Annotated in this window: 20 protein-coding genes; 14 read left to right on the plus strand and 6 right to left on the minus strand. The window is 71.6% G+C overall.

The window, feature by feature from the left end; genetic code table 11:
* Positions 1-128 precede the first annotated feature (128 nt).
* Both BLT21_RS08415 and BLT21_RS08420 read left to right on the plus strand, forming a co-directional pair.
* The gene (locus BLT21_RS08415; RefSeq protein ID WP_091500998.1) at positions 129-500 is read left to right on the plus strand and encodes an HNH endonuclease signature motif containing protein; all 372 of its coding nucleotides are present in this window, start codon (positions 129-131) and stop codon (positions 498-500) included.
* 158 nt (positions 501-658) lie between these two features.
* Positions 659-1,642 carry an intradiol ring-cleavage dioxygenase gene (locus tag BLT21_RS08420; RefSeq protein WP_091501000.1) on the plus strand — a complete coding sequence of 328 codons (984 nt, stop codon included), beginning with the start codon at positions 659-661 and terminating at the stop codon, positions 1,640-1,642.
* A gap of 31 nt (positions 1,643-1,673) precedes the next feature.
* Here BLT21_RS08420 and BLT21_RS08425 read toward each other — a convergent pair whose 3' ends face one another.
* Complete coding sequence (locus BLT21_RS08425; RefSeq protein WP_091501003.1) at positions 1,674-2,672, minus strand: bile acid:sodium symporter; 999 nt, start codon at positions 2,670-2,672, stop codon at positions 1,674-1,676.
* A gap of 86 nt (positions 2,673-2,758) precedes the next feature.
* Here BLT21_RS08425 and BLT21_RS08430 point away from each other — a divergent pair, with 86 nt between their 5' ends.
* On the plus strand, positions 2,759-3,781 hold the full coding sequence (locus tag BLT21_RS08430) for a zinc-dependent alcohol dehydrogenase family protein (RefSeq protein ID WP_091501005.1): 1,023 nt from the start codon (positions 2,759-2,761) through the stop codon (positions 3,779-3,781).
* Positions 3,782-3,787: 6 nt separating this feature from the next.
* On the opposite strand, the gene BLT21_RS08435 is transcribed toward BLT21_RS08430, so the two are convergent.
* Positions 3,788-5,143 (minus strand): APC family permease, encoded by a 1,356-nt coding sequence (locus tag BLT21_RS08435; protein WP_091501007.1) that lies wholly within the window; start codon positions 5,141-5,143, stop codon positions 3,788-3,790.
* A 112-nt stretch (positions 5,144-5,255) separates the two neighbouring features.
* On the opposite strand from BLT21_RS08435, the gene BLT21_RS08440 reads away from it, so the two are divergent.
* Positions 5,256-6,020 carry an EI24 domain-containing protein gene (locus BLT21_RS08440; RefSeq protein ID WP_091501009.1) on the plus strand — a complete coding sequence of 255 codons (765 nt, stop codon included), beginning with the start codon at positions 5,256-5,258 and terminating at the stop codon, positions 6,018-6,020.
* 3 nt (positions 6,021-6,023) lie between these two features.
* Here BLT21_RS08440 and BLT21_RS08445 read toward each other — a convergent pair whose 3' ends face one another.
* Positions 6,024-6,974 (minus strand): cation diffusion facilitator family transporter, encoded by a 951-nt coding sequence (locus BLT21_RS08445; RefSeq protein ID WP_091501011.1) that lies wholly within the window; start codon positions 6,972-6,974, stop codon positions 6,024-6,026.
* The gene (locus tag BLT21_RS08450) at positions 6,974-7,366 is read right to left on the minus strand and encodes an ArsR/SmtB family transcription factor (protein WP_091501013.1); all 393 of its coding nucleotides are present in this window, start codon (positions 7,364-7,366) and stop codon (positions 6,974-6,976) included. The genes BLT21_RS08445 and BLT21_RS08450 overlap by 1 nt, the downstream gene beginning before the upstream one ends.
* A gap of 146 nt (positions 7,367-7,512) precedes the next feature.
* Between BLT21_RS08450 and BLT21_RS08455 the strand changes: the two genes are divergently transcribed.
* From BLT21_RS08455 to BLT21_RS08500, 10 genes are all read left to right on the plus strand, one after another.
* Positions 7,513-8,427 carry a phosphodiester glycosidase family protein gene (locus BLT21_RS08455; RefSeq protein ID WP_371113433.1) on the plus strand — a complete coding sequence of 305 codons (915 nt, stop codon included), beginning with the start codon at positions 7,513-7,515 and terminating at the stop codon, positions 8,425-8,427.
* A gap of 4 nt (positions 8,428-8,431) precedes the next feature.
* Positions 8,432-9,559 (plus strand): glycosyltransferase, encoded by a 1,128-nt coding sequence (locus tag BLT21_RS08460; RefSeq protein WP_091501017.1) that lies wholly within the window; start codon positions 8,432-8,434, stop codon positions 9,557-9,559.
* Positions 9,556-10,149 carry a DUF4956 domain-containing protein gene (locus tag BLT21_RS08465; RefSeq protein WP_091501019.1) on the plus strand — a complete coding sequence of 198 codons (594 nt, stop codon included), beginning with the start codon at positions 9,556-9,558 and terminating at the stop codon, positions 10,147-10,149. Before BLT21_RS08460 ends, BLT21_RS08465 begins: the two co-directional genes overlap by 4 nt.
* Positions 10,146-10,979: a polyphosphate polymerase domain-containing protein gene (locus tag BLT21_RS08470; protein ID WP_091501022.1), complete on the plus strand. Its 834-nt coding sequence runs from the start codon at positions 10,146-10,148 to the stop codon at positions 10,977-10,979. The genes BLT21_RS08465 and BLT21_RS08470 overlap by 4 nt, the downstream gene beginning before the upstream one ends.
* Positions 10,964-12,787: a carbohydrate-binding domain-containing protein gene (locus BLT21_RS08475; protein WP_091501025.1), complete on the plus strand. Its 1,824-nt coding sequence runs from the start codon at positions 10,964-10,966 to the stop codon at positions 12,785-12,787. The genes BLT21_RS08470 and BLT21_RS08475 overlap by 16 nt, the downstream gene beginning before the upstream one ends.
* A gap of 71 nt (positions 12,788-12,858) precedes the next feature.
* Positions 12,859-13,593 carry a response regulator transcription factor gene (locus BLT21_RS08480; RefSeq protein ID WP_091501027.1) on the plus strand — a complete coding sequence of 245 codons (735 nt, stop codon included), beginning with the start codon at positions 12,859-12,861 and terminating at the stop codon, positions 13,591-13,593.
* Entirely contained in the window at positions 13,590-15,032 is a 1,443-nt protein-coding gene (locus BLT21_RS08485) for a sensor histidine kinase (protein ID WP_091501030.1), read from the plus strand. Before BLT21_RS08480 ends, BLT21_RS08485 begins: the two co-directional genes overlap by 4 nt.
* 54 nt (positions 15,033-15,086) lie before the next feature.
* Positions 15,087-15,803 (plus strand): FadR/GntR family transcriptional regulator, encoded by a 717-nt coding sequence (locus tag BLT21_RS08490; RefSeq protein WP_143024957.1) that lies wholly within the window; start codon positions 15,087-15,089, stop codon positions 15,801-15,803.
* A gap of 77 nt (positions 15,804-15,880) precedes the next feature.
* Positions 15,881-16,615: a YoaK family protein gene (locus BLT21_RS08495; protein WP_256335997.1), complete on the plus strand. Its 735-nt coding sequence runs from the start codon at positions 15,881-15,883 to the stop codon at positions 16,613-16,615.
* On the plus strand, positions 16,612-17,787 hold the full coding sequence (locus tag BLT21_RS08500; protein WP_091501036.1) for an acetamidase/formamidase family protein: 1,176 nt from the start codon (positions 16,612-16,614) through the stop codon (positions 17,785-17,787). The genes BLT21_RS08495 and BLT21_RS08500 overlap by 4 nt, the downstream gene beginning before the upstream one ends.
* Here BLT21_RS08500 and BLT21_RS08505 read toward each other — a convergent pair.
* Positions 17,688-19,391, minus strand: coding sequence for a glycoside hydrolase family 13 protein (locus tag BLT21_RS08505; protein ID WP_091502178.1), 1,704 nt, complete (start codon positions 19,389-19,391; stop codon positions 17,688-17,690). The genes BLT21_RS08500 and BLT21_RS08505 overlap by 100 nt on opposite strands.
* 126 nt (positions 19,392-19,517) lie before the next feature.
* Positions 19,518-19,907 (minus strand): DUF2256 and DUF3253 domain-containing protein, encoded by a 390-nt coding sequence (locus tag BLT21_RS08510; RefSeq protein WP_091501038.1) that lies wholly within the window; start codon positions 19,905-19,907, stop codon positions 19,518-19,520.
* Positions 19,908-19,938: the final 31 nt, after the last annotated feature.

The following is a 19,938-nucleotide window of genomic DNA, read 5'->3' on the forward strand; positions in this document are numbered from 1 at the left end:
GGGCAGGGCTGATCGACGCCGAGTCCGCCCGCCGCCTCGCCGGACAGACCCGCGAATGGGACCGGCTGTTCATCGACCCGATCACCCGCACCCCTGTCGAGGTCGACACGTACCGGCCGACCGCGGCGATGGCGAAGCTCCTGAAAGCCCGGGACCAGCACTGCCGGTTCCCCGGATGCCGCCTCGCCGCCATCCGCTGCGAGATCGACCACACCCGCGACTACGCCCTCGGCGGGCACACCCACCTCGCCAACCTCGCGCATCTCTGTCAGCGGCACCACTCCATGAAGCAGTTCACCAGCTGGCAGGTTCGGCAGCTCGGCGGGGGCGTTCTGGAGTGGACCTCACCGGGTGGCCGGATGTACCGCGAAGACGTGCCCATACCGGCCGCCTGCTTCACCGTCGACACAGCCGATCCCCCACCGAGGCCTCTCGGGGGCGAGCGCCATGCACCGCCCCACCGTCGCGCCCGAGTGCCCGAGGGAATGGCTCCGTTCTGAGCACGGCCCAGGCTTGGTCGCGCGCTCCGACGTTCGCCCCGCACTGTGACATACGGAGCACCACTGTCGACCCGCTCATATCGCGCGCATAGCCGGGTCCGATCAGCGTGCCGGAAAGGAGCGGCATCCTCGAGTACGACCGAACCGAGGAGTCCGCGATGACCCGCATCCCCGAGCCCGACCAGACGCCCGATGGACCCGCCTACGAGGGGCGGCTGCTCGACCGCGCCGACGACGAGATCGTCGATCAGGGCGCATCCTTCGACATCCGCACCCTGCTGACCCGGCGCTCCGTCCTGAGTCTCGCCGGCATCGGGTTGGGTGCCGCAGCCCTGGCCGCCTGCACGCCCCGCTCGACCGCATCCCCGTCCACATCCCCGTCCGGCACGCCGACGACGTCGCCCTCGGCGATCGCGACGCCCGACGCGGGTTCCTCGGCCGGCGCGATCGAGCTTCCCGCGGGCGAGATCCCCGACGAGACCGCAGGTCCCTATCCCGGCGACGGCTCGAACGGACCCGACATCCTCGAACAGTCGGGAATCGTCCGCGGCGACATCCGATCATCGCTCGCCGGCGGCGCGACCGCCGAGGGCGTGCCCATGAGCCTGCGGCTGACCGTCCTCGACGCCGCCGGCGGAGACATCCCGTTCGTGGGAGCTGCGATCTACGTGTGGCACTGCGACTCCGCGGGCGGGTACTCGATGTACTCCAGCGGCATCGAGAACGAGAACTACCTGCGCGGCGTCCAGATCGCCGACAGCTCGGGCGCTGTGACCTTCACCTCGATCGTCCCCGCCTGCTACTCCGGACGCTGGCCCCACATCCACTTCGAGGTCTACCCCGACGCGAACTCGATCACCGACGCCGCCAATGCGATCGCGACATCGCAGGTCGCACTGCCCCAGGACGTCTGCGAGAGCGTCTACGCTCTGCCCGCCTACGACGGCTCGACCCGCAACCTGTCGCAGGTGACGTTGAACTCCGACAACGTGTTCGGCGACGACGGCGGTGCGCTTCAGCTCGCCACGGTCACCGGCGACGCCGCATCCGGCTACACGGTGTCGCTCATCGCACGCGTCGACACCCGCACCGCCCCCACTGCGGCAGCCGCCCCGGGCGGCGGATCACCCGGCCGCCCCTGACGCACGGCCCCACCCCCGGCCCCCGTCACGATCACGACCCCACCCCCGGCCCCGCGCCGACCGCCGGCCCCCGATCCCGAACGAGACGCGGCGCCACCGCGACGAGCACGACCATCACCACCAGTTCGACGAGCGTCTGGGTCACGACCACGAGCGGCGTCATCGCGAACGACCCCGGCAACGCCAGCGCCAGAGGAAGGACCACGAGCGAATTGCGCGTCACCGCGGAGAAGACCACGGCGCGCCGCCGCGGTGCGTCGAGCCTCGCGACGCGTCCGACCACCGCGCCGACGACCGCGGCGCACAACGCGAAGGCGACGAAGATCGGCACGACCGGAGCGAGCGACGCGAGCGCAGCCCCGACCGCCGCGGTCTGAGTCGACGCCGCGACGAACAGTGCGATCATCACCACGGGCACCATGCCGGACCCCACCCCGCCCGCGAGGCGTCGGACCCGGGCCGAGCGGCCGGCGAGCGCCTGGGTCACCCCGGCGAGGCCGAGCGGCACCACGATCAGCAGCACGAACGCCTCCACGAACGGGCGGGGGTCGATCGCGGCGACCGTGCCCGGCGCGGCCATGAGCCAGACATAGCCGGGCAGCAGCGCGAGCTGCGCGACCATCAGCAGCGGAGTCGCCGCGAGCACGCGATCGCGGGCACCGCCGGCGAGACCCGTGAAGACGACGACGTAGTCCACGCACGGCGTCAGCAGCACGAGCAGGACCCCGACCAGGAGCGCCTCATCCCCGGCGACGAACCTCGACAACGCCCACACCACCAGGGGGACCACGACGAAGTTCGCGACCATCACGGACACGAGGAATCGCACGTCGCTCACGGCGTCGCGCAACCCCGCGAACGGAACCGAGAGGAACGTGAGGAACAGGAGCACCCCGAGGACCGGCATGAGCACGGGCCCGGCCGCGCCGCCCACCGCGGGCACCGCGATCCCGACGGCCGCGCCCGCGGCGAGGGCGAGCAGGAAGAGGCCCGCCTGATGGCGTTCGGCCGCCGCGAGAGCCCGCATCATGCCAGCATGCCGCACGCCTCGCCAGCACGGCCCCGGCCCGGCCCCGGTGGGGTGGAATGGGAACACCGCTACGGAAGGACAACACCATGCGCGGAGTCATCATGCACGCCCCCGGCGACGTCCGCGTCGAGGAGCGCGACGACCCCATCATCGAGAAGCCGACGGATGCCGTCATCCGCGTGGCGGCAGCCTGCATCTGCGGGTCGGACCTCTGGCCCTACCGCGGTGAGGACACGCTGCGACGCCCGACCCCGATGGGGCACGAATACGTCGGGGTCGTCGAGGAGATCGGCGATGACGTGGGCAGCCTCTCGGTCGGCGACTTCGTCGTCGGCTCGTTCATCGCCTCCGACAACACCTGCGAGATCTGCCGCGCCGGCTACCAGTCGCACTGCGTCCACCGCGTGGCGATGGGCCGCATGGGCTCGCAGGCCGAGCGCCTGCGCGTGCCCCTCGCCGACGGCACGCTGGTGGTCGTCCCGGGCGAGCCGACCGAGCACCAGGTGCGCGGACTGCTGGCAGCGTCCGACGTCCTGGGAACCGGCTGGTTCGCCGCCGTCGCCGCCCAGGCCGGGCCCGGCACGACCGTCGCGGTCGTCGGCGACGGCGCGGTCGGGCTCCTCGGCATCCTCGCCGCGAAGCAGCTCGGCGCCGAGCGGATCATCGCGATGTCGCGCCACGCCGACCGGCAGGCCCTCGCTCGGCGGTTCGGCGCGACCGACATCGTCGAGGAGCGTGGCGCAGACGGCGTCGCGCGCATCAAGGACCTCACCGACGGGCTCGGCGCGCACTCCGTGATCGAAGCCGTCGGCACCCAGGAGTCCATGATGCAGGCGATCCGTTCGACCCGCGCCGGCGGCCACGTCGGCTACGTCGGCGTCTCGCACGACGTCGAACTGCCCGGCGCCGAGCTCTTCGGCTCGGGCGTGCACCTGCACGGCGGGCCCGCGCCGGTGCGCCAGTACCTGCCCGAGCTCATCGAGCTCATCATGTCGGGCGCGATCGATCCCGGCGCGGTCTTCGACCTCGAGCTCCCGCTCGACGAGGCGGCCGAGGGCTACCGCGCCATGGACGAGCGGCGAGCCACGAAAGTGCTGCTCACCCTCTGAACCGGCTCACTCCTGCGCCGCCGCGCCGGCCGCCTTCCGCTCCGAGCGACGGCGGCCGGCGCGCGCGATGAAGAACAGGACGGTACCCACGACGATGTAGCCCGCCGTGCCCAGCCAGACCGGGCCGGTCTGCTGCGTCAGAAGGACGACGCTCGCGATGATGGCGAGCACGGGCACCACCCGGGGCACCGAGAAGTGCTTGTGGTCGACCTTGTCCTTCTTCAGCACCAGCACACTGACGTTGGCCGAGAGGAAGACGAGCAGGAGCAGCAGCACGGTCGTCTCGGCGAGCGTGCCGATGTCACCCAGCACCGTGAGCAGGATCGTGCCGCCGGCGACGACGAGGATCGAGACCCACGGCGTCTGGCGCTTCGGCAGCACCCGGCTGAAAGCGTGCGGCAGCAGGCCCGACTCGGCGAGCCCGTACCCGACCCGGCTGGCCATCACCATGAACAGCAGCGCACCGTTCGCGATGGCGACGAGCGCGATGAGGCTGAACAGCCACGGCGGCACCGGGAATCCGCTGGCGTTCACGACGTCGAGCAGAGGCCCGGTCGACGTCGCGAGCTCGGTGGGCGGCACGACGATCACGGCGCCGACCGCGATGAGCAGGTAGATGACGGCCGCGGTGATGATCGCACCGAAGAGCGCACGCGGGTACGACCTCGAGGGATCCTTGACCTCCTCGGCCATGTTGGCCGCCGCCTCGAACCCGAGGAACGAGAAGAACGCGACGATCGACGCCGCGAAGGCCCCCTGCAGGGGCGGCACGTCGGGCGCGAACTCGAAGATGCGCGCCGGCTCGCCGCCACCGCTGCCGAACACCATCGCCGCGAGCACGATCACGATCACGAGACCGCTCACCTCGATGACCGAGGCGACGAGGTTCGCACCCAACGACTCGCGCACGCCGCGGAGATTGATGAGGGTCAGCACCAGGATGAAGCCGATCGCGGTCGGGATCGCCGGGATGTCGAAGAGCGCCGACAGGTAGTCGCCGGCGAAGGCGTTCGCGAGGGCCGCAGCGGTCGTGATGCCCGACGCCATCATCAGGAAGCCCACGAGGAACGACAGGAACGGGATGCCGAACGCCTTGTCGACGTACCGGGCCGCGCCGCCGGCGTGGGGGTACTTCGTGATGAGCTCCGCGTAGGTTCCCGCCGTCAGCAGCGCGACGACCAGCGCTATCAGCAACGGGAGCCAGATCACGCCGCCGACATCGTTCGCCATCGTCCCGACGAGGGTGTAGATGCCGGCGCCGAGGGTGTCGCCGACGATGAACGCGAACAGGAGGGGGGTCCCGATGGCCCGTTTCAGCCCGGGCCGGTCGTCCGCGATCGGCGCGCTGGTGTCGTTGGTCATCGCAACAGTGCACCGATCCCGACCCGGATCCGACAACCCCTGGCGCAAGAACACGATCTGTGGTTGAGGGAGCCGGCCGCGGGGCGCCGCGGATTGCAGGCAGGATGTCAGCATGCCGGATGCCGTCGCCCCGCCCGCCGCGCCCGCGCGCTCATTCCTGCGCGGTGCCGCCGACCTCGGCCGCGGCTTCGGGTTCTGGTCGCGCCGGCCGGGCGTGATGGCGCTCGGCCTCATCCCCGCCGCGATCGTCGGGCTCGTCCTGCTGGGTGGGCTCATCACCCTCGTCGCGTTCCTGCCGCAGATCGTCGACGCGCTCACCCCCTTCGCGGACCGGTGGCCCGACCTGTGGGCGGACGTCGTGCGCATCGCGGCCGGAACCGCCCTGCTCGGAGCGGCGATCGTCCTCGTCGCGGTGTCCTTCACCGCGCTCACCCTGATGGTGGGCGAACCCTTCTACGACCGCATCTGGCGCGCCGCCGAAGCCGACCTGGGCGGGGCCGTGCCCGCCAGCGAGAGCGGCTTCTGGCGCTCCGTCGGCGATGCGATCGGGCTCGTCGCGCGCGGCCTGCTCGCCGCCCTGATCGCCGCACTCGTCGGGCTCGTGCCCGTCGTCGGCGGCGTTCTGGGGTCGGTCACGGCCGTCTCGTTGACCGGCTGGCTGCTCGCCGACGAACTGACCTCCCGCGCCCTCGCGGCGCGCGGCGTGCAGGCGGCGGGACGGCGCCGACTGCGCCGTGCGCACCGCGCACGATTCCTCGGCTTCGGGGTCGCGACGCAGCTGTGCTTCCTCGTTCCCCTCGGCGCCGTCGTGGTCATGCCCGCCGCGGTCGCCGGCTCGACCCGACTCGTCCGCACGGTGCTCGCCGACCGCGACTGACGATCAGGCGTGACGGACCGAATCGGGTTCGTCGTCGCGTATCTGCTCGTTCTCGATCTGGAACGTCGAGTGCGGCACCGACACCTCGAAGTGGTCGGCGACGCACGAGCGCACCTCCTGCAGCACCTCAGCGGCATGACCGTCGGTGAAGCAGCGGTCCTCGACCACGACGTGCGCCGTGATGGTCGGCAGGCCCGACGCGACGGTCGACGCGTGCAGATCGTGCACGTCGGTCACGTGGTCGAGGCGCATGATGTGCGCGCGGACGTCGTCGAGGTCGAGCCCGCGCGGCGTGAACTCCATGAGCACCGAACCGGTCTCGCGCATGAGCTTCGCGGCCCGCGGCACGATCAGACCGGCGATGAAGAGACCGGCGATGGCGTCGGCCTGCGCGAAGCCGGTCGTCGCGATGACGATCGCCGCCACGATGACCCCCACCGACCCGAGCGCGTCGTTCAGCACCTCGAGGAACGCGGCGCGCATGTTGAAGTTCGCGCCGCGGCTCGAGGCGAGCAGGGCGATCGCGACGATGTTCGCGACGAGCCCGACGATGCCGAAGACGAGCAGTTCGAACGCGGGCACCTCGGGCGGCTCGAAGAGTCGACGGATCCCCTCGATCGCGGCGTAGACGCCGACGCCGAGCAGGAGCGCCGCCTGGGCGAGAGCCGCGATCACCTCGATCCGGCGGAAGCCCCACGTGCGGCGCGCAGTGGCGGGACGCAGCATCAGAGTCGCCGCCACGAGCGCGACGAGCAGTCCCGACGCATCCGTGAGCGCGTGGGCGGTATCGGTCAGGAGGGCGAGACTGCCCGTGACGACCGAGCCGACCGCCTGCGTCACGACGATCGCGGCGGTGATCCCGAAGGCGATCCAGAGGCGCCGACGGAAGTCGCCGGGGGCGCCGTCGCCCGACCCCGCGGCGTCCGAGGGGCCGTGGTCGTGCCCGGCGCCCATCAGCCGGCAGCCTCGGCGACCGGACGCGGCCGACGGAGGTGGGTGCAGAGCGTGGCGCGCGTGCCCGTCGCGCGCAGCAGGGCCTCGGCGGCATCGACCAGGCCGGCCGTCGCGTCCGGCTCGGCGAGCGCGTACCACGACGAGCGGCCTTCGGGACGGAGGGTCACGAGCCCGCACTCGAGCAGGAACGCGACGTGCTTGCTGACGGTCGACTGGGCGAGGCCCACGTGCTCCACCAGATCGCGCACGCGGTGCTCGCCATAGGACAGGTGCTGCAGCACCGCGAGGCGGGTGGGATCGGCGAGCGCCTGGAACAGGTGTGCGTAGATCTCGGTCGCCCGCTCGTCGATCTGCGCCGGCTCGCGGCCGACCAACGCGGGATTCATCGTCATGCGGCGATGATATCGCTCGCATGCGAGAAAGGCGAGCACCGTTAATGCCGCTCTCAGGAGACCGCGATGTCCTGCCGACATCCCGCACGTATCCCTGAGGAATGCGTCGCACAGCCTCACACCCCCGCCCGATTCGTACCACCCTCATGGTCGGCAGTCTCGTGCTCGCCCTCTCGATCGCCGGCGGCGGCGTGTGGGCGGCCGACCGCTTCCTCATCGAGCACGTCGAGATCGCCGACGTCTCCTCCTACGAGAGCGCGAACTCCGCCGTCGACCCCGCGGCGCTCGGCGATGCCGGAGATCCGGCGGGCACCGTCGACGGCGACACGTACACGGACGGGACGACGAGCGTCACCGTCTCGCAGGTCGTCACCGGCACGGGCGACGACACCCTGACCTACTACGTCGCCGACGTCGTCCTCTCCGAGGCGACCAGATTGCGCTCCGCGTTCGCGAAGGACCAGTACGGCGAGAACATCACCGAGACCACCAGCGCGATGGCCGCCGACAACGACGCGATCTTCGCGATCAACGGCGACTACTACGGATTCCGCGACACCGGCATCCTCATCCGCAACGGCGTCGTCTACCGCGACTCGCCCGCTCGAACCGGGCTCGCCTTCTCGACCGACGGATCCGTCCGGCTCTACGACGAGACCGAGACGACCGCCGACGAGCTCGTCGCCTCGGGGGTCTGGAACACGCTGAGCTTCGGTCCGGCCCTCGTCGACGACGGCGCGGTGGTCGACGACATCGAGGATGTCGAGGTCGACACGAACATCGGCAATCACTCGATCCAGGGCGAACAGCCCCGCACCGCCGTCGGCGTCGTCGACAAGAACCACCTCGTCTTCGTCGTCGTGGACGGCCGCTCGCCGGGATACAGCCGGGGAGCGACGCTCACGGAGCTCGCCGAGATCCTGATCGGCTGGGGCGCCGAGACCGCCTACAACCTCGACGGCGGCGGCTCGTCGACGATGTACTTCGACGGCGAGGTCGTGAATCAGCCGTCCAACGGCGGCGAGCGCGGCACCAGCGACATCCTGTACATCGCGGAGTGACGCCGTGCTCGTTCTGATCCCCGCGTACGAACCCACGGGCACGCTCATCGATCTGATCGACGACCTCATCGACTCCGCCCGGGTCGTGGTCATCGACGACGGCAGCGGGGATGCGTTCGCCCCGGTCTTCTCCCGGGCTCGCGAGGCGGGGGCAGAGGTGCTGACTCTCGCGACGAACCGAGGAAAGGGCGCCGCGCTGCGCACCGGCTTCGAGCACGTCCTCCGGACCGACCCCGCACAGATCGTCGTGACCGCCGACGCCGACGGACAGCACACGCCCCGCGACATCCGGCGCGTCGGCGAAGCGGTCGCCGAAGGCGGCGCGCTCGTCCTGGGCTGCCGGCGCTTCGACGGCGCGGACGTCCCGGCTCGCAGCCGCTGGGGCAATACGGCGGCTCGCGCCGCCTTCCGGGTCGCCGCCGGCTGGGCGCTGTCCGATACGCAGACGGGGCTGCGCGGCATCCCTCCCGCGATGCTGACGTGGCTGACGGCGCAACCGGGCGACCGGTTCGAGTACGAGCAGAACGTGCTGCTGCGCTGCCAACGGGCCGGGTGGCGCACGCGCGAGGTCGCCGTCGACACGGTCTACATCGCCGGAAACGAATCGAGCCACTTCCGCCCGCTCGCCGACAGCATCCGCGTGGGTCTGCCGCTGCTGCTGTTCGCCGCTTCCTCGCTCGGCGCCTTCGTCGTCGACACCCTCGTCATGCTGCTGCTCACCGAGCTCACCGGCTGGCTCGTACCGTCGATCATCGCCGCGAGACTGCTCAGCGCATCGCTGAACTTCGCCGTCAATCGGCGCGTCTTCGCCCCCGGCCGAGATCGCGCGAGCACGGCGCGGGCGGCAGCCCGGTACGCGGCTCTCGCGGCGACCCTGCTCGCCTCGAACGTCGTGTGGATGACCGCCCTCACGGCGGTCGGCCTGCCCCTGCTGCTCGCGAAGGCGACGACCGAGGCGGCCGTGTTCGCTCTCGGCTACCTGCTGCAGCGGACCGTCGTGTTCGCGCCGCCGCGCTCCGCGCCCTCATCCCGCGTCGACATCGAATCCACCGTCAAAGCGCCTCTTAGGAACGGTGAAGGAATCGGGACTCGAATGATCCCAGCAACCGACAACACACGGAGAAACCCATGACCCTCCCCTCGCTTCTGCTGATCGCGATCGACCTCGTCGCGGCCGTCGTCCTCAGCGTCGCCCTCTATTACCGGCGTCACCGCCGCCGCGACCTGGTCGTCGCGTTCCTCGGCGTGAACGTCGGCGTGCTGTCGGTCGCGACGGTGCTCGGCACCGCAGAGGTCGCCCTCGGCCTCGGACTCGGGCTCTTCGGCGTCCTGTCGATCATCCGCCTGCGGTCGTCCGAGATCTCCCAGCGCGAGGTCGCCTACTACTTCGCCTCTCTCGCCATGGGCCTGATGGCCGGGCTCCCCGCCGCCGATCCCGCACCCATCGCCGGCCTCATCGGCCTCATCCTGGTCGTGCTGTGGATCGCGGACCACCCGAAGCTGCTCGCGCGCAGCCGGCACCAGATCATCCGCCTCGACCGGGCCGAGGCCGACGAGCAGGTGCTCCGGATGCTGATCGGCGAGCGCATCGGGGCGACCGTCACGTCACTGACCGTGCAGGAGCTCGACCTGGTCAACGACACGACCCTCGTCGACGTGCGGTTCCGCCTCGACGCCGGAACCCGCGCGGCCCACCGGACGATGGCCGAGGCTCTCCGGTGAACCCAACGTCGGACGCCCTCGACCGCTTCGGCGTCGTCGCCCTCGATGAGATGGTCGCCGAGGCCGCACTGCTCGCGCGCGTCGACCGGAAGTACGTCGTGCCCCGCGCCGAGCTCGACCCGATCCTGCGGACGATGGACCCGGCGACGCGCGTCCTCGAGATCGACTGCGCCCGCCGCTTCGCCTACGAGTCGGTGTACTTCGACACCCCCGACCTGCTGAGTTTCCGCATGGCGGCTCATCCGCGGCGGCGTCGATTCAAGCTGCGGACGCGGGCCTACCTCGACACCGACACGGCGTTCCTCGAGATCAAGACACGGGGAGCCCGCGGCACCACCGTCAAGGAGCGCTCCGCCTACGATCTCGAGCTGCGGTCGACGCTGACCGACGTCGCCCGCGAGGAGGTCACCGCGGCTTTCGTCGCCATCGGCGTCGATCCGGGCCGCGCGGATGAACTCGAGGCGACGCTGGTCACGCGGTACTCGCGAAGCACGCTCCTCGCCCCCGACGGCTCCGCTCGCGCCACCATCGACACCGGACTGCGTTGGGACGGCCTGAACGGGGCGGGCTTCACCCTCCCGGGGCTCGCGATCGTCGAGACGAAGTCGCCCTCGTCTGCCTCGGCCATCGACCGACTGCTGTGGCGATCCGGCCACCGTCCCGTCTCGGTCAGCAAGTACGCCACGGGGCTCGCAGCCCTCCGATCCGAGCTCCCGCGCAACCGCTGGGACCGACTGCTGCGCGGCGCCTTCTCCGACGCGCGGCACCATCCGCACGCACGACCCACCACCCCGTCCCGAACCGAGGAGCTGCCATGCGCCGCCGCCTGATCCTGCCCGCCATCCCCCTCGCCCTCGCCGGCGTCGTGCTGGCCGGCTGCACCGCCACCGGAGTGACCGCTCTCGGGCAGTCCGTCGACGACACCGCCGCGACGCAGACCACCACTGCCGTCGTCGACACCGATCTCGCGTCGAGCGCGGTGCTCGCCGCGAACGACGCGGCCACCGTCGTGACCGACGACGAGTGGTCGGATGCCGCAGCCGTCGACATCGATCTCGAGGACACGACCGCGAGCACGACGGGAGAGGGCGTCGCCATCGACGGTGCGACGGTGACCATCACGGCGGCGGGCGTCTACCGCCTCAGCGGCGAGCTCGACGGCTCGGTCGAGGTCGCCGCGGCGGACGACGCCCAGGTCGTGCTCATCCTCGACGGGGCGACGATCTCGAGCAGCGCGGGGCCGGCGATCACCGTCGTCACCGCGGACGACGTCGTGATCTCGCTCGCGGCGGGATCGACGAACACCGTCTCGGACGCATCCTCGTACGCCGACGACGCGGCGGCGAACGCGGCGATCTACGCCGACGCCGATCTGACCGTCTCCGGGACGGGGGCGCTCGATGTCGCCGGGAACGGCAACGACGGCATCGCGAGCACCGACGACCTCGCTGTCATCGGAGGCACGATCACCGTCGACGCGGTCGACGACGCCCTTCGCGGCAAGGACGCGCTGGTGGTCTCGGGCGGCACGCTCGATCTGACCGCCGGCGGCGACGCGATGAAGAGCGACGATGACACGGCGACCCGCGGGTACGTGTGGCTCTCGGGCGGCGACATCACCGCCGCGAGCGGCGACGACGGGATCGCCGCGGCGACCGACGTCGTCGTCACCGGCGGCTCGGCGACGTTCTCGGCCACCGGCGATTCCAGTGACGCCGACGCGTCGGCGAAGGGCGTCACCGCCGGCGTCGTCATCGCCATCGACGGCGGTGCACTCGAGATCGACGCGACCGACGACGCCCTGCACTCGGACGGCTCGATCGGCATCGGCGGCGGCACGGTGACGCTCGCCGCGGGCGACGACGGCGTGCACGCCGAGGCAGCCCTGACCATCGCCGACGGGGTCGTGACCATCACGTCGTCGTACGAGGGGCTCGAGGCCACCGACATCCTCATCAGCGGAGGGACCGTCGATGTGATGGCATCGGACGACGGCCTCAACGGAAGCGGGAGCGCCTCCGCCGATGAGACCAGCACCGGTGGGACGAGCGCCGACGGGACCGACGCCGAGGGGACCGCGGGCGCACAGGCAGGCGCCCCCGGCGGCGGCATGGGCGGCGGGATGGCCGACACCGGCGAGACCATCGTCGTATCGGGCGGCACGTTGACCGTGGACGCGGGCGGCGACGGCATCGACTCGAACGGCTCCGTGTCGATCACCGGCGGCGACATCCTCGTATCGGGACCGACGACAGCGGGCAACGGTGCACTCGACAGCAACGGCGGCATCAACGTCAGCGGCGGCACGCTCGTCGCACTCGGGAGCGCCGGCATGGCCGAGTCGCCCGACGCCTCGTCGGCTCAGGCGTGGCTCGCCGCGTCGGTCACCGGCTCGGCCGGCGACACGATCGAGATCACGGATGCCGCGGGCGCGGTGGTCGCGACCTTCACCGCCGAGAAGGACTTCGAGACCGTCGTGTTCTCGTCGGCCGAACTCGTCTCGGGGTCAAGTTACACGATCACCGGCAGCGGCGGCACGAGCGTCACGGCGACGACCGGAGAGGCGTTGGCCGGCGGCATGGGCGGCGGGTCGGCGCCGGGCGCCGGCGCCCCCGGCGGCCCCGGCCAGCGCCCGTGACCGCGGCGACCGTGCGGCGCCCCTCGCGCCGCACGGTCGCTTTCCGCCCGAGAAGAAGGAAAGCTGAACGCATGACCGTCCCCGGTTCCCGCCCCCTCCCCCTGACCCGCGTCGACGGGTCGCCGATCCGCGTGGCCGTCGTCGACGACGAGGCCAACCTCAGCGATCTGCTGCGCATGGCGCTGCAGAACGAGGGCTGGGACGCGCGCACGGCAGCCAACGGCCAGGAGGCCCTCAACCTCGTCCGCGAGTTCGCGCCCGACCTGCTGGTGCTCGACATCATGATGCCGGGCATCGACGGCATGGAGGTGCTCCGCCGCATCCGCGACGCGGGCAACGACGTGCCCGTCCTCTTCCTCACGGCGAAGGACGCCGTCGAGGATCGGATCGCCGGGATCAGCGCGGGCGGCGACGACTACCTGACGAAGCCGTTCAACCTCGAGGAGGTCGTCGTGCGTCTGCGCGCCATGGCGCGACGACACGTCGCCGCCGTGGCGAACGCCGACACCGTGCTGCGCGTGGCCGACCTCACCCTCGACGAGGAGTCGTACGAGGTCTCCCGGGCGGGGGTGCCGATCGCGCTCACGGCCAAGGAGTTCGACCTGTTGCGCTACCTGATGCAGAACCCTCGGCGCGTGCTGACCCGGGCGCAGATCCTCGACCAGGTGTGGAGCTACGACTTCGGCGGCACCTCGAGCGTCGTGGAGATCTACATCTCCTACCTGCGGAAGAAGATCGAGCCGCTCGGGGAACCGCTCATCCACACGGTGCGCGGTGTCGGCTACACCATCAAGCCCCCGCGATGAGGCACTGGACACTGCGCCGCACGCTCGTCGTCGGCATCGGCGCCCTCGTGGCGCTCGCGCTGCTCGCCACGGGCGTCGCGACCTCGGTCGCGCTGCGCAGCTTCGTGTACGAGCGACTCGACGCTCAGGTGCTCGAGACGCTGCAGATCACCCGTGTCGATCAGGGTCAGACATCCGGCGGACCCTCGCAGCAGAACGGCGGATTCCGTGGCGACGGCCCGGCTCCCCGGATCGGGACGCTCCACCTCGTGGTCGACGGCGGGGGTACGGTGATCGACTCGAGCTACACGGCGAACGACGGGCAGGAGACCGACCTCGACGCCGATCAGATCGCCACGATCGAGGCGGCCTCGCTCTCGGACCGGACCCCGACGACCGTGGACCTGGGCGGTGAGCTGGGCTCGTTCCGCCTCGCGCAGGAGGAGCGCGACGGCGTGAGGGTCACCGCGGGGAACTCCCTCGAGGAAGTCGAGGCGACGACGAGCGCGCTCACCGTCATCCTCGTGAGCGTCGCCGGCAGCGCCCTGCTGCTCGTGCTGCTGGGGCTGTCGTTCTGGGTGCGGCGCACGCTGCGCCCGCTCGACCGCGTGGCGGCGGTGGCTCAGCGGGTGGCGGCTCGGCCGCTCGCCGCGGGCGAGGTCGACATCCCCGAACGGGTCGCCGAGCCCGACACCGATCCCGTCACCGAGGTGGGCCGCGTGGGCCATTCGCTCAATGTGCTGCTCGCCCACATCGAGGACGCCCTACGATCTCGTCAGCACAGCGAGGACCAGCTGCGCCGGTTCATCGCGGATGCGAGCCACGAGCTGCGCACTCCGCTGGCATCGATCCGCGGGTACGCGCAGCTGTCTCTCGGCGAGGGCGCCCCGATGACCCCGACCCAGCAGCGTGCTTTCGACCGGATCGCATCCGAGTCGACCCGCATGGCCGATCTCGTCGAGGATCTGCTCCTTCTCGCCCGACTCGACGCCGGCCAACCGCTTCGGCGAGAGCAGGTCGACCTCACGCTGCTGGCCATCGACGCCGTCAGCGATGCCCACGTCGCCGATCCGGGGCGAACGTGGCTGCTCGATGTGCGCGAGGAGGACGTCGTCGAGGTCGTCGGCGACGACAACCGCCTCCGCCAGGTCGTCGCCAATCTCCTGCGCAACGCGCGGACTCACACCCCGCCGGGCACGAGGGTCGTCACGACCCTCCGGCGCGACGAGCAGCACGCGGTCATCGAGGTCGTCGACGACGGGCCGGGCATCGATCCCGCGGTGCGACAGCGACTGTTCGAGCGTTTCGCTCGGGGCGATGCCTCGCGGAACCGCGATGCGGGGAGCACGGGCCTGGGCCTGTCCATCGCGGAGGCGATCGTCTCCGCGCACGCGGGCAGCATCGCGGTCGCGAGCGAGCCGGGCCGGACCGCGTTCACCGTGCGCCTCCCGCTCGGCTAGCACGAGGACCTGCAAGACTGCATCGTGGCATCGCCCGGACGAGGAGGACGCGTCGTGCCCGACACCGCCAACGCGGACCTCGGTCCGCTCCCCCGGACGCACGCCCTCGTCGCCGACGACATCGCCCGTCACCTCGAGCGGCTGATCGTCGCGGGCGACCTGCCCGCGGGGACTTCGCTGCCGCCCGAGCGCACCCTCGCGCAGACGCTCGGCGTGTCACGAAACGCGCTGCGCGAAGCGCTCACGAGCCTCACGGGGCTGGGTCTCGTCGAACGGCGTCAGGGCAGCGGGACCCGGGTCAGCGAAACGGTCCCGCTCGCCGCCGCCCTCGCTGGACGGATGCGCGACGTCGCCGCCGAACTCCGCACCGCGGCCGAGTTCCGCGCGGTGATCGAGCCGCAGCTGGCCCGGCTGGCGGCGGACCGGATCGACGCGCGACAGCTCGATGGGCTCCGCGCTCTGCTCTCGCCGGGCACCGCACCCGAGGTGCCCGCGGGCGCCGAGGAGTCCGCGCGACGCGACATCGCCTTCCACACCGCGATCGCCGCCGCCACCGGGAACTCCCTACTCGCGGCCCTCGGCGAGCTGACCGCGTCGTGGACGGTCGAGGCGCGCCTCTTCTCGCACCTCGACGAGGACGGCCGGCGACTGTCGCACGAGGGCCATGCCCGCATCCTCGCGGCGATCGCGGACCGCGACCCGGAGGCGGCCGAGGACGCCATGCGCCGTCATCTCAGCGAGATCCGCGACCTCGTCGACCGCGTCCTCTGATTGGTAGGACCAATCAGAGCGACATCCGCTACTCTCATCTCGAACCGGCCCACTGCGGCCCCGACGAGAGGCGGACCGTGCGACGCGATCGATCGACGACCCGACCCGCGCGTCGTGACGTGGCTCCGGCGCAGCGCCGGACCGCCCTCATCGCGCTCATGATCCTGACCTTCGTGACCGGCATCGTCGATGCGGTCGGCTACCTCGCGCTCGACCGCGTGTTCGTCGGCAACATGACGGGCAACATCGTCATCCTCGGCATGGCCGTGGCCGGCGGCGACGACCTGCCCGTGCTCGGCCCCGCGATCGCCCTCGCAGCGTTCACCGTCGCCGCCTTCGCGGCCGGGCTCTTCCTGCGGACCCGCCGCAAGGAGTGGGGCGGAGCGGTCTCCGGCCTCCTGACAGCGGGCGCCGTCGTGCTCGCCGCCCTCGGCGTGACGTTCCTCATCCCCGGCGCGGTCGACTCGGATGCGGTCATCCTGACGGCGTCGACCGTCACCGCCGCCGCCATGGGCATGCAGGCCGCCGTCGCCCGCAGCCTCGCCGTCGCCGACATGACGACCGTGGTCGTGACGTCGACCCTCACGTCGCTCGCGAGCGAGTCGTTCGTCGACGACGGCGTCCGCGGCGTCTGGAACCGTCGCCTCGGGGCGATCGTGGTGCTGTTCCTCGGCGCCCTGCTGGGAACCGTCCTGCTCCCCCTCACCCCGGGCGTCCCGCTGCTGCTCGCCGCTGTCCTCACGGTCGCGGTCGTCGTGCTCGGGCACCTGCGCCTGTTCACCCCCGCGCGCCGCGAGCCGGTCGCCGCATGACCGTGCTGCAGCCCGGCGCGGGCGAGCGCCCCGGCGACCACTACCTGCCCGCCGGCCCCGACACCGTCCTGTGGGGCCGCCTGCCCTGCGCCGCCGACGCCCCGGTCTTGTCGATCGCGCCCGGCGCATCCGTCACGGTCGACACCGTCAGCCACGAGGGCATCCTCGAGGACCAGGGCAAGGACCCCCGCGCGTACTTCGGCCGTCACGGTGTCGCCCCCGAAGACGTGCTCGACGACGCCGCGGCGATCGCGGCGGCCCTGTCACGGGATGTCGCGCACGACGGGCCGCACGTCGTCACCGGCCCCATCCACGTCGAGGGCGCGCAGCCCGGCGACCTGCTGAAGATCACGGTCGAGCGACTCGTGCCGCGCGTGCCCTACGGCGTCATCTCGAACCGGCACGGCAAGGGCGCACTCGTGGGGGTGCTGCCGCGAGGCCCGCATCCGGTCAGCGTGTTCACCCCCGTCGAGGAACGCCCGACCGGACTCGTCGGCACGATGCCGCTGACCGACGACGCCGACCGCGTCGTCGAGTTCCCGCTCGCACCGTTCCTCGGGACGATGGGCGTCGCCGTCGCCGGCGACGAGCGCCCCCACTCCGTACCGCCGGGAGCGCACGGCGGCAACCTCGACGTGAAGCTGCTCACCGAAGGGGCGGTCCTCTACCTGCCCGTACAGGTGCCGGGGGCCCTGGCGTACGTCGGCGACCCCCACTTCGCACAGGGCGACGGCGAGGTCGCCCTCACGGCGCTCGAAGCCTCACTGCGGGCGACCCTCCGGTTCGAGGTGGTGGCCCGCAGCGAGGCCGTCGCAGAGTTCGGCGAGCTCTCCGGCCCCCTCGTCCGGACCGACGAGTTCCTCGTGCCGGTGGGACTCGACGTGGATCTCAACGAGGCGATGCGCAAGTGCGTGCGGGCGGCGCTCGACCTCATCACGGCCCGGTGGGGCATGGACGAGCATCTCGCGTACGCCTACCTGAGCGCGGCGACCGACTTCGACATCTCGCAGGTCGTCGACATCGTGTGCGGCATCCATGCCCGCATCCGCGAAGCGGACTTCGACCGGGTTCCTCAGCGCGCCGGAGCGAGCCAGGCCGTCGCCTCGCCGGGCAGCGACCCGTCGACCACGGGGAGCGTCGAGAGCGCGACCTCGCCCGCCGGCAGCGCATAGGGCTCGTCGCCGAACGCAGTGATCACCTGCCAGCCGTTCGGCCGGACGAAGTGCAAGACGTCGGGGCGACCGGTGTCGACCCATCGCAGCTCTTCGCCGCTCTGGAAGAGGTGCCGCAGCCGCAGTGCCTCGCGGTAGAGCGCGAGCGTCGACGAGGGATCGGCGTCCTCGACCTCGACGGCGTGCCGCGCGAACCACTCCGGCTGGGGCAGGTGCGACCCGCCCGTGCCGAAGCCGAAGGCCGCCCCGGAGACGGTCCACGGCAACGGCACTCGGCAGCCGTCGCGACCGACCTCGGCACCGCCCGTGCGGAAGAACGTCGGGTCCTGACGCTCGGATGCCGCGATGTCGGCCACCTCGTGCAGCCCCAGCTCCTCGCCCTGGTAGATGTAGGTCGACCCGGGTAGGCCGAGGATGAACATCGTCGCCGCGGTCGCGCGGCGCAGGCCGCGGTCGCGATCGAGGCCTGCCTCGTCGCCGCCGTCGCGCAGCCACGCGGCTCCGTGGCGGGTGGGGATGGCCGTCTCGGCGGTCGGGGTCCTCAGTCCGTATCTCGTCGCATGCCGCACGACGTCGTGGTTCGACAGCACCCACGTGCTCGATGAGCCCGACTGCCGGGCGAGCGCGAGGTTGTCGGTGATGATGCGGCGGAACTGCCGGGCCTCGAAGTCGGCCTCGAGCAGGTCGAAGTTGAACGCCTGTCCGAGGCTCTCGGGTCGCGCGTACAGGTGGATGCGCGACGGATCGACCCACGCCTCCGCGACCGCGGTGCGCGGCGGGTCGTACGAGTCGAACACCGCGCGCCACTCCGCGTAGACCTCGTGCACGTCGTCGCGGTCGACGAGCGGGTGGTTGCCGTCGCGCGGGATGCGCTCGAGCTCGGCACGCGAGGGCAGCGGCTCCGCGAGGTCCTTCGTCAGCATGTGGGCGACGTCGATGCGGAATCCGTCGACGCCTCGGTCCGACCAGAAGCGCAGCGTCTCGACGAAGTCGGCGTGCACGTCGGGGTGGTCCCAGTTCAGGTCGGGCTGTTCGCGCGCGAAGTTGTGGAGGTACCACTGGCCGTCGGCGACGCGCTCCCAGGCCGATCCGCCGAACAGTGACAGCCAGTCGGTGGGCGGCTCGGCGCCGTCGGGGCCTGCGCCCTCGCGGAAGATGTAGCGGTCGCGCGCGGTCGATCCGCGGCCCGCGGCGAGCGCCTCCTGGAACCACACGTGCTGATCGGACGTGTGGTTGGGGACGATGTCGACCACGACCTTGATGCCCCGGCCGTGCAGCGCCCCGAGCATCGCGTCGAAGTCGTCGAGCGTACCCAGACGCGGGTCGACGTTCCGGTAGTCGGCGACGTCGTATCCGCCATCGGCGAGCTCGGAGGGGTAGAAGGGACTCAGCCAGACGGCGTCCACCCCCAGCTCGGCCAGGTAGTCCACCCGCGCGGTGACGCCCGGCAGATCGCCCAGGCCGTCGCCGTTCGCGTCCGAGAAGCTGCGCGGGTAGATCTGATACACGACGCCCTGACGCCACCACGGCGGAGCCGCCTCCCCCGGCGCCGCGGCGCCTTCGGGACCGGTGGCGCGGACGGGATCGGCGGTGGTGTCGGTCACGAGGTCGGTGTCGTCGAGGTCGGAGGTCACAGAGATGGTGTCCTTTCAGCGCAGCAGTGATCGCAGAAGCCCTGGCCACGACATTAGGGCCCCGGGGGCGGAACGGGGTACCGCAGGGGCGGGCGATCAGCGCACGCGACGGATGCGGATGGGGCCCTTCGCGGTCGACGGATCGACGACGGCGCCGCGCTGGGTGATCTCGACCTCGCCGTCGGCCACGAGCCGCCGCGCCGCGCGCCGCGCGGGCTCCATGAGGTCACGCCACTCGTCGCCGCCGAGGGCACGCGCCGCCTCGGACGGGCAGATCGTCGCCCCCGCGGAACGCGCGCTTAGCAGCTCCAGGATCTTCTCGCTCAACTGCGCGTCGACGGGACGGATGCCGCGGCGGCGGCAGGCGTCGGAGCAGTAGCGCACCTCATCCCAATTCCTGGCCCACTTGGCTCGCCACTGCATCTCCCGCCCGCATGACGCACAGGTCTTCGGCGGCGGGGTCGCAGCGGCGGCGGCTCGGGACATGCGATCAGTATCGGCCCGCGCCCCGCATCCC

Source organism: Microbacterium sp. cf332, from assembly GCF_900102175.1.
GTDB lineage: Bacteria > Actinomycetota > Actinomycetes > Actinomycetales > Microbacteriaceae > Microbacterium.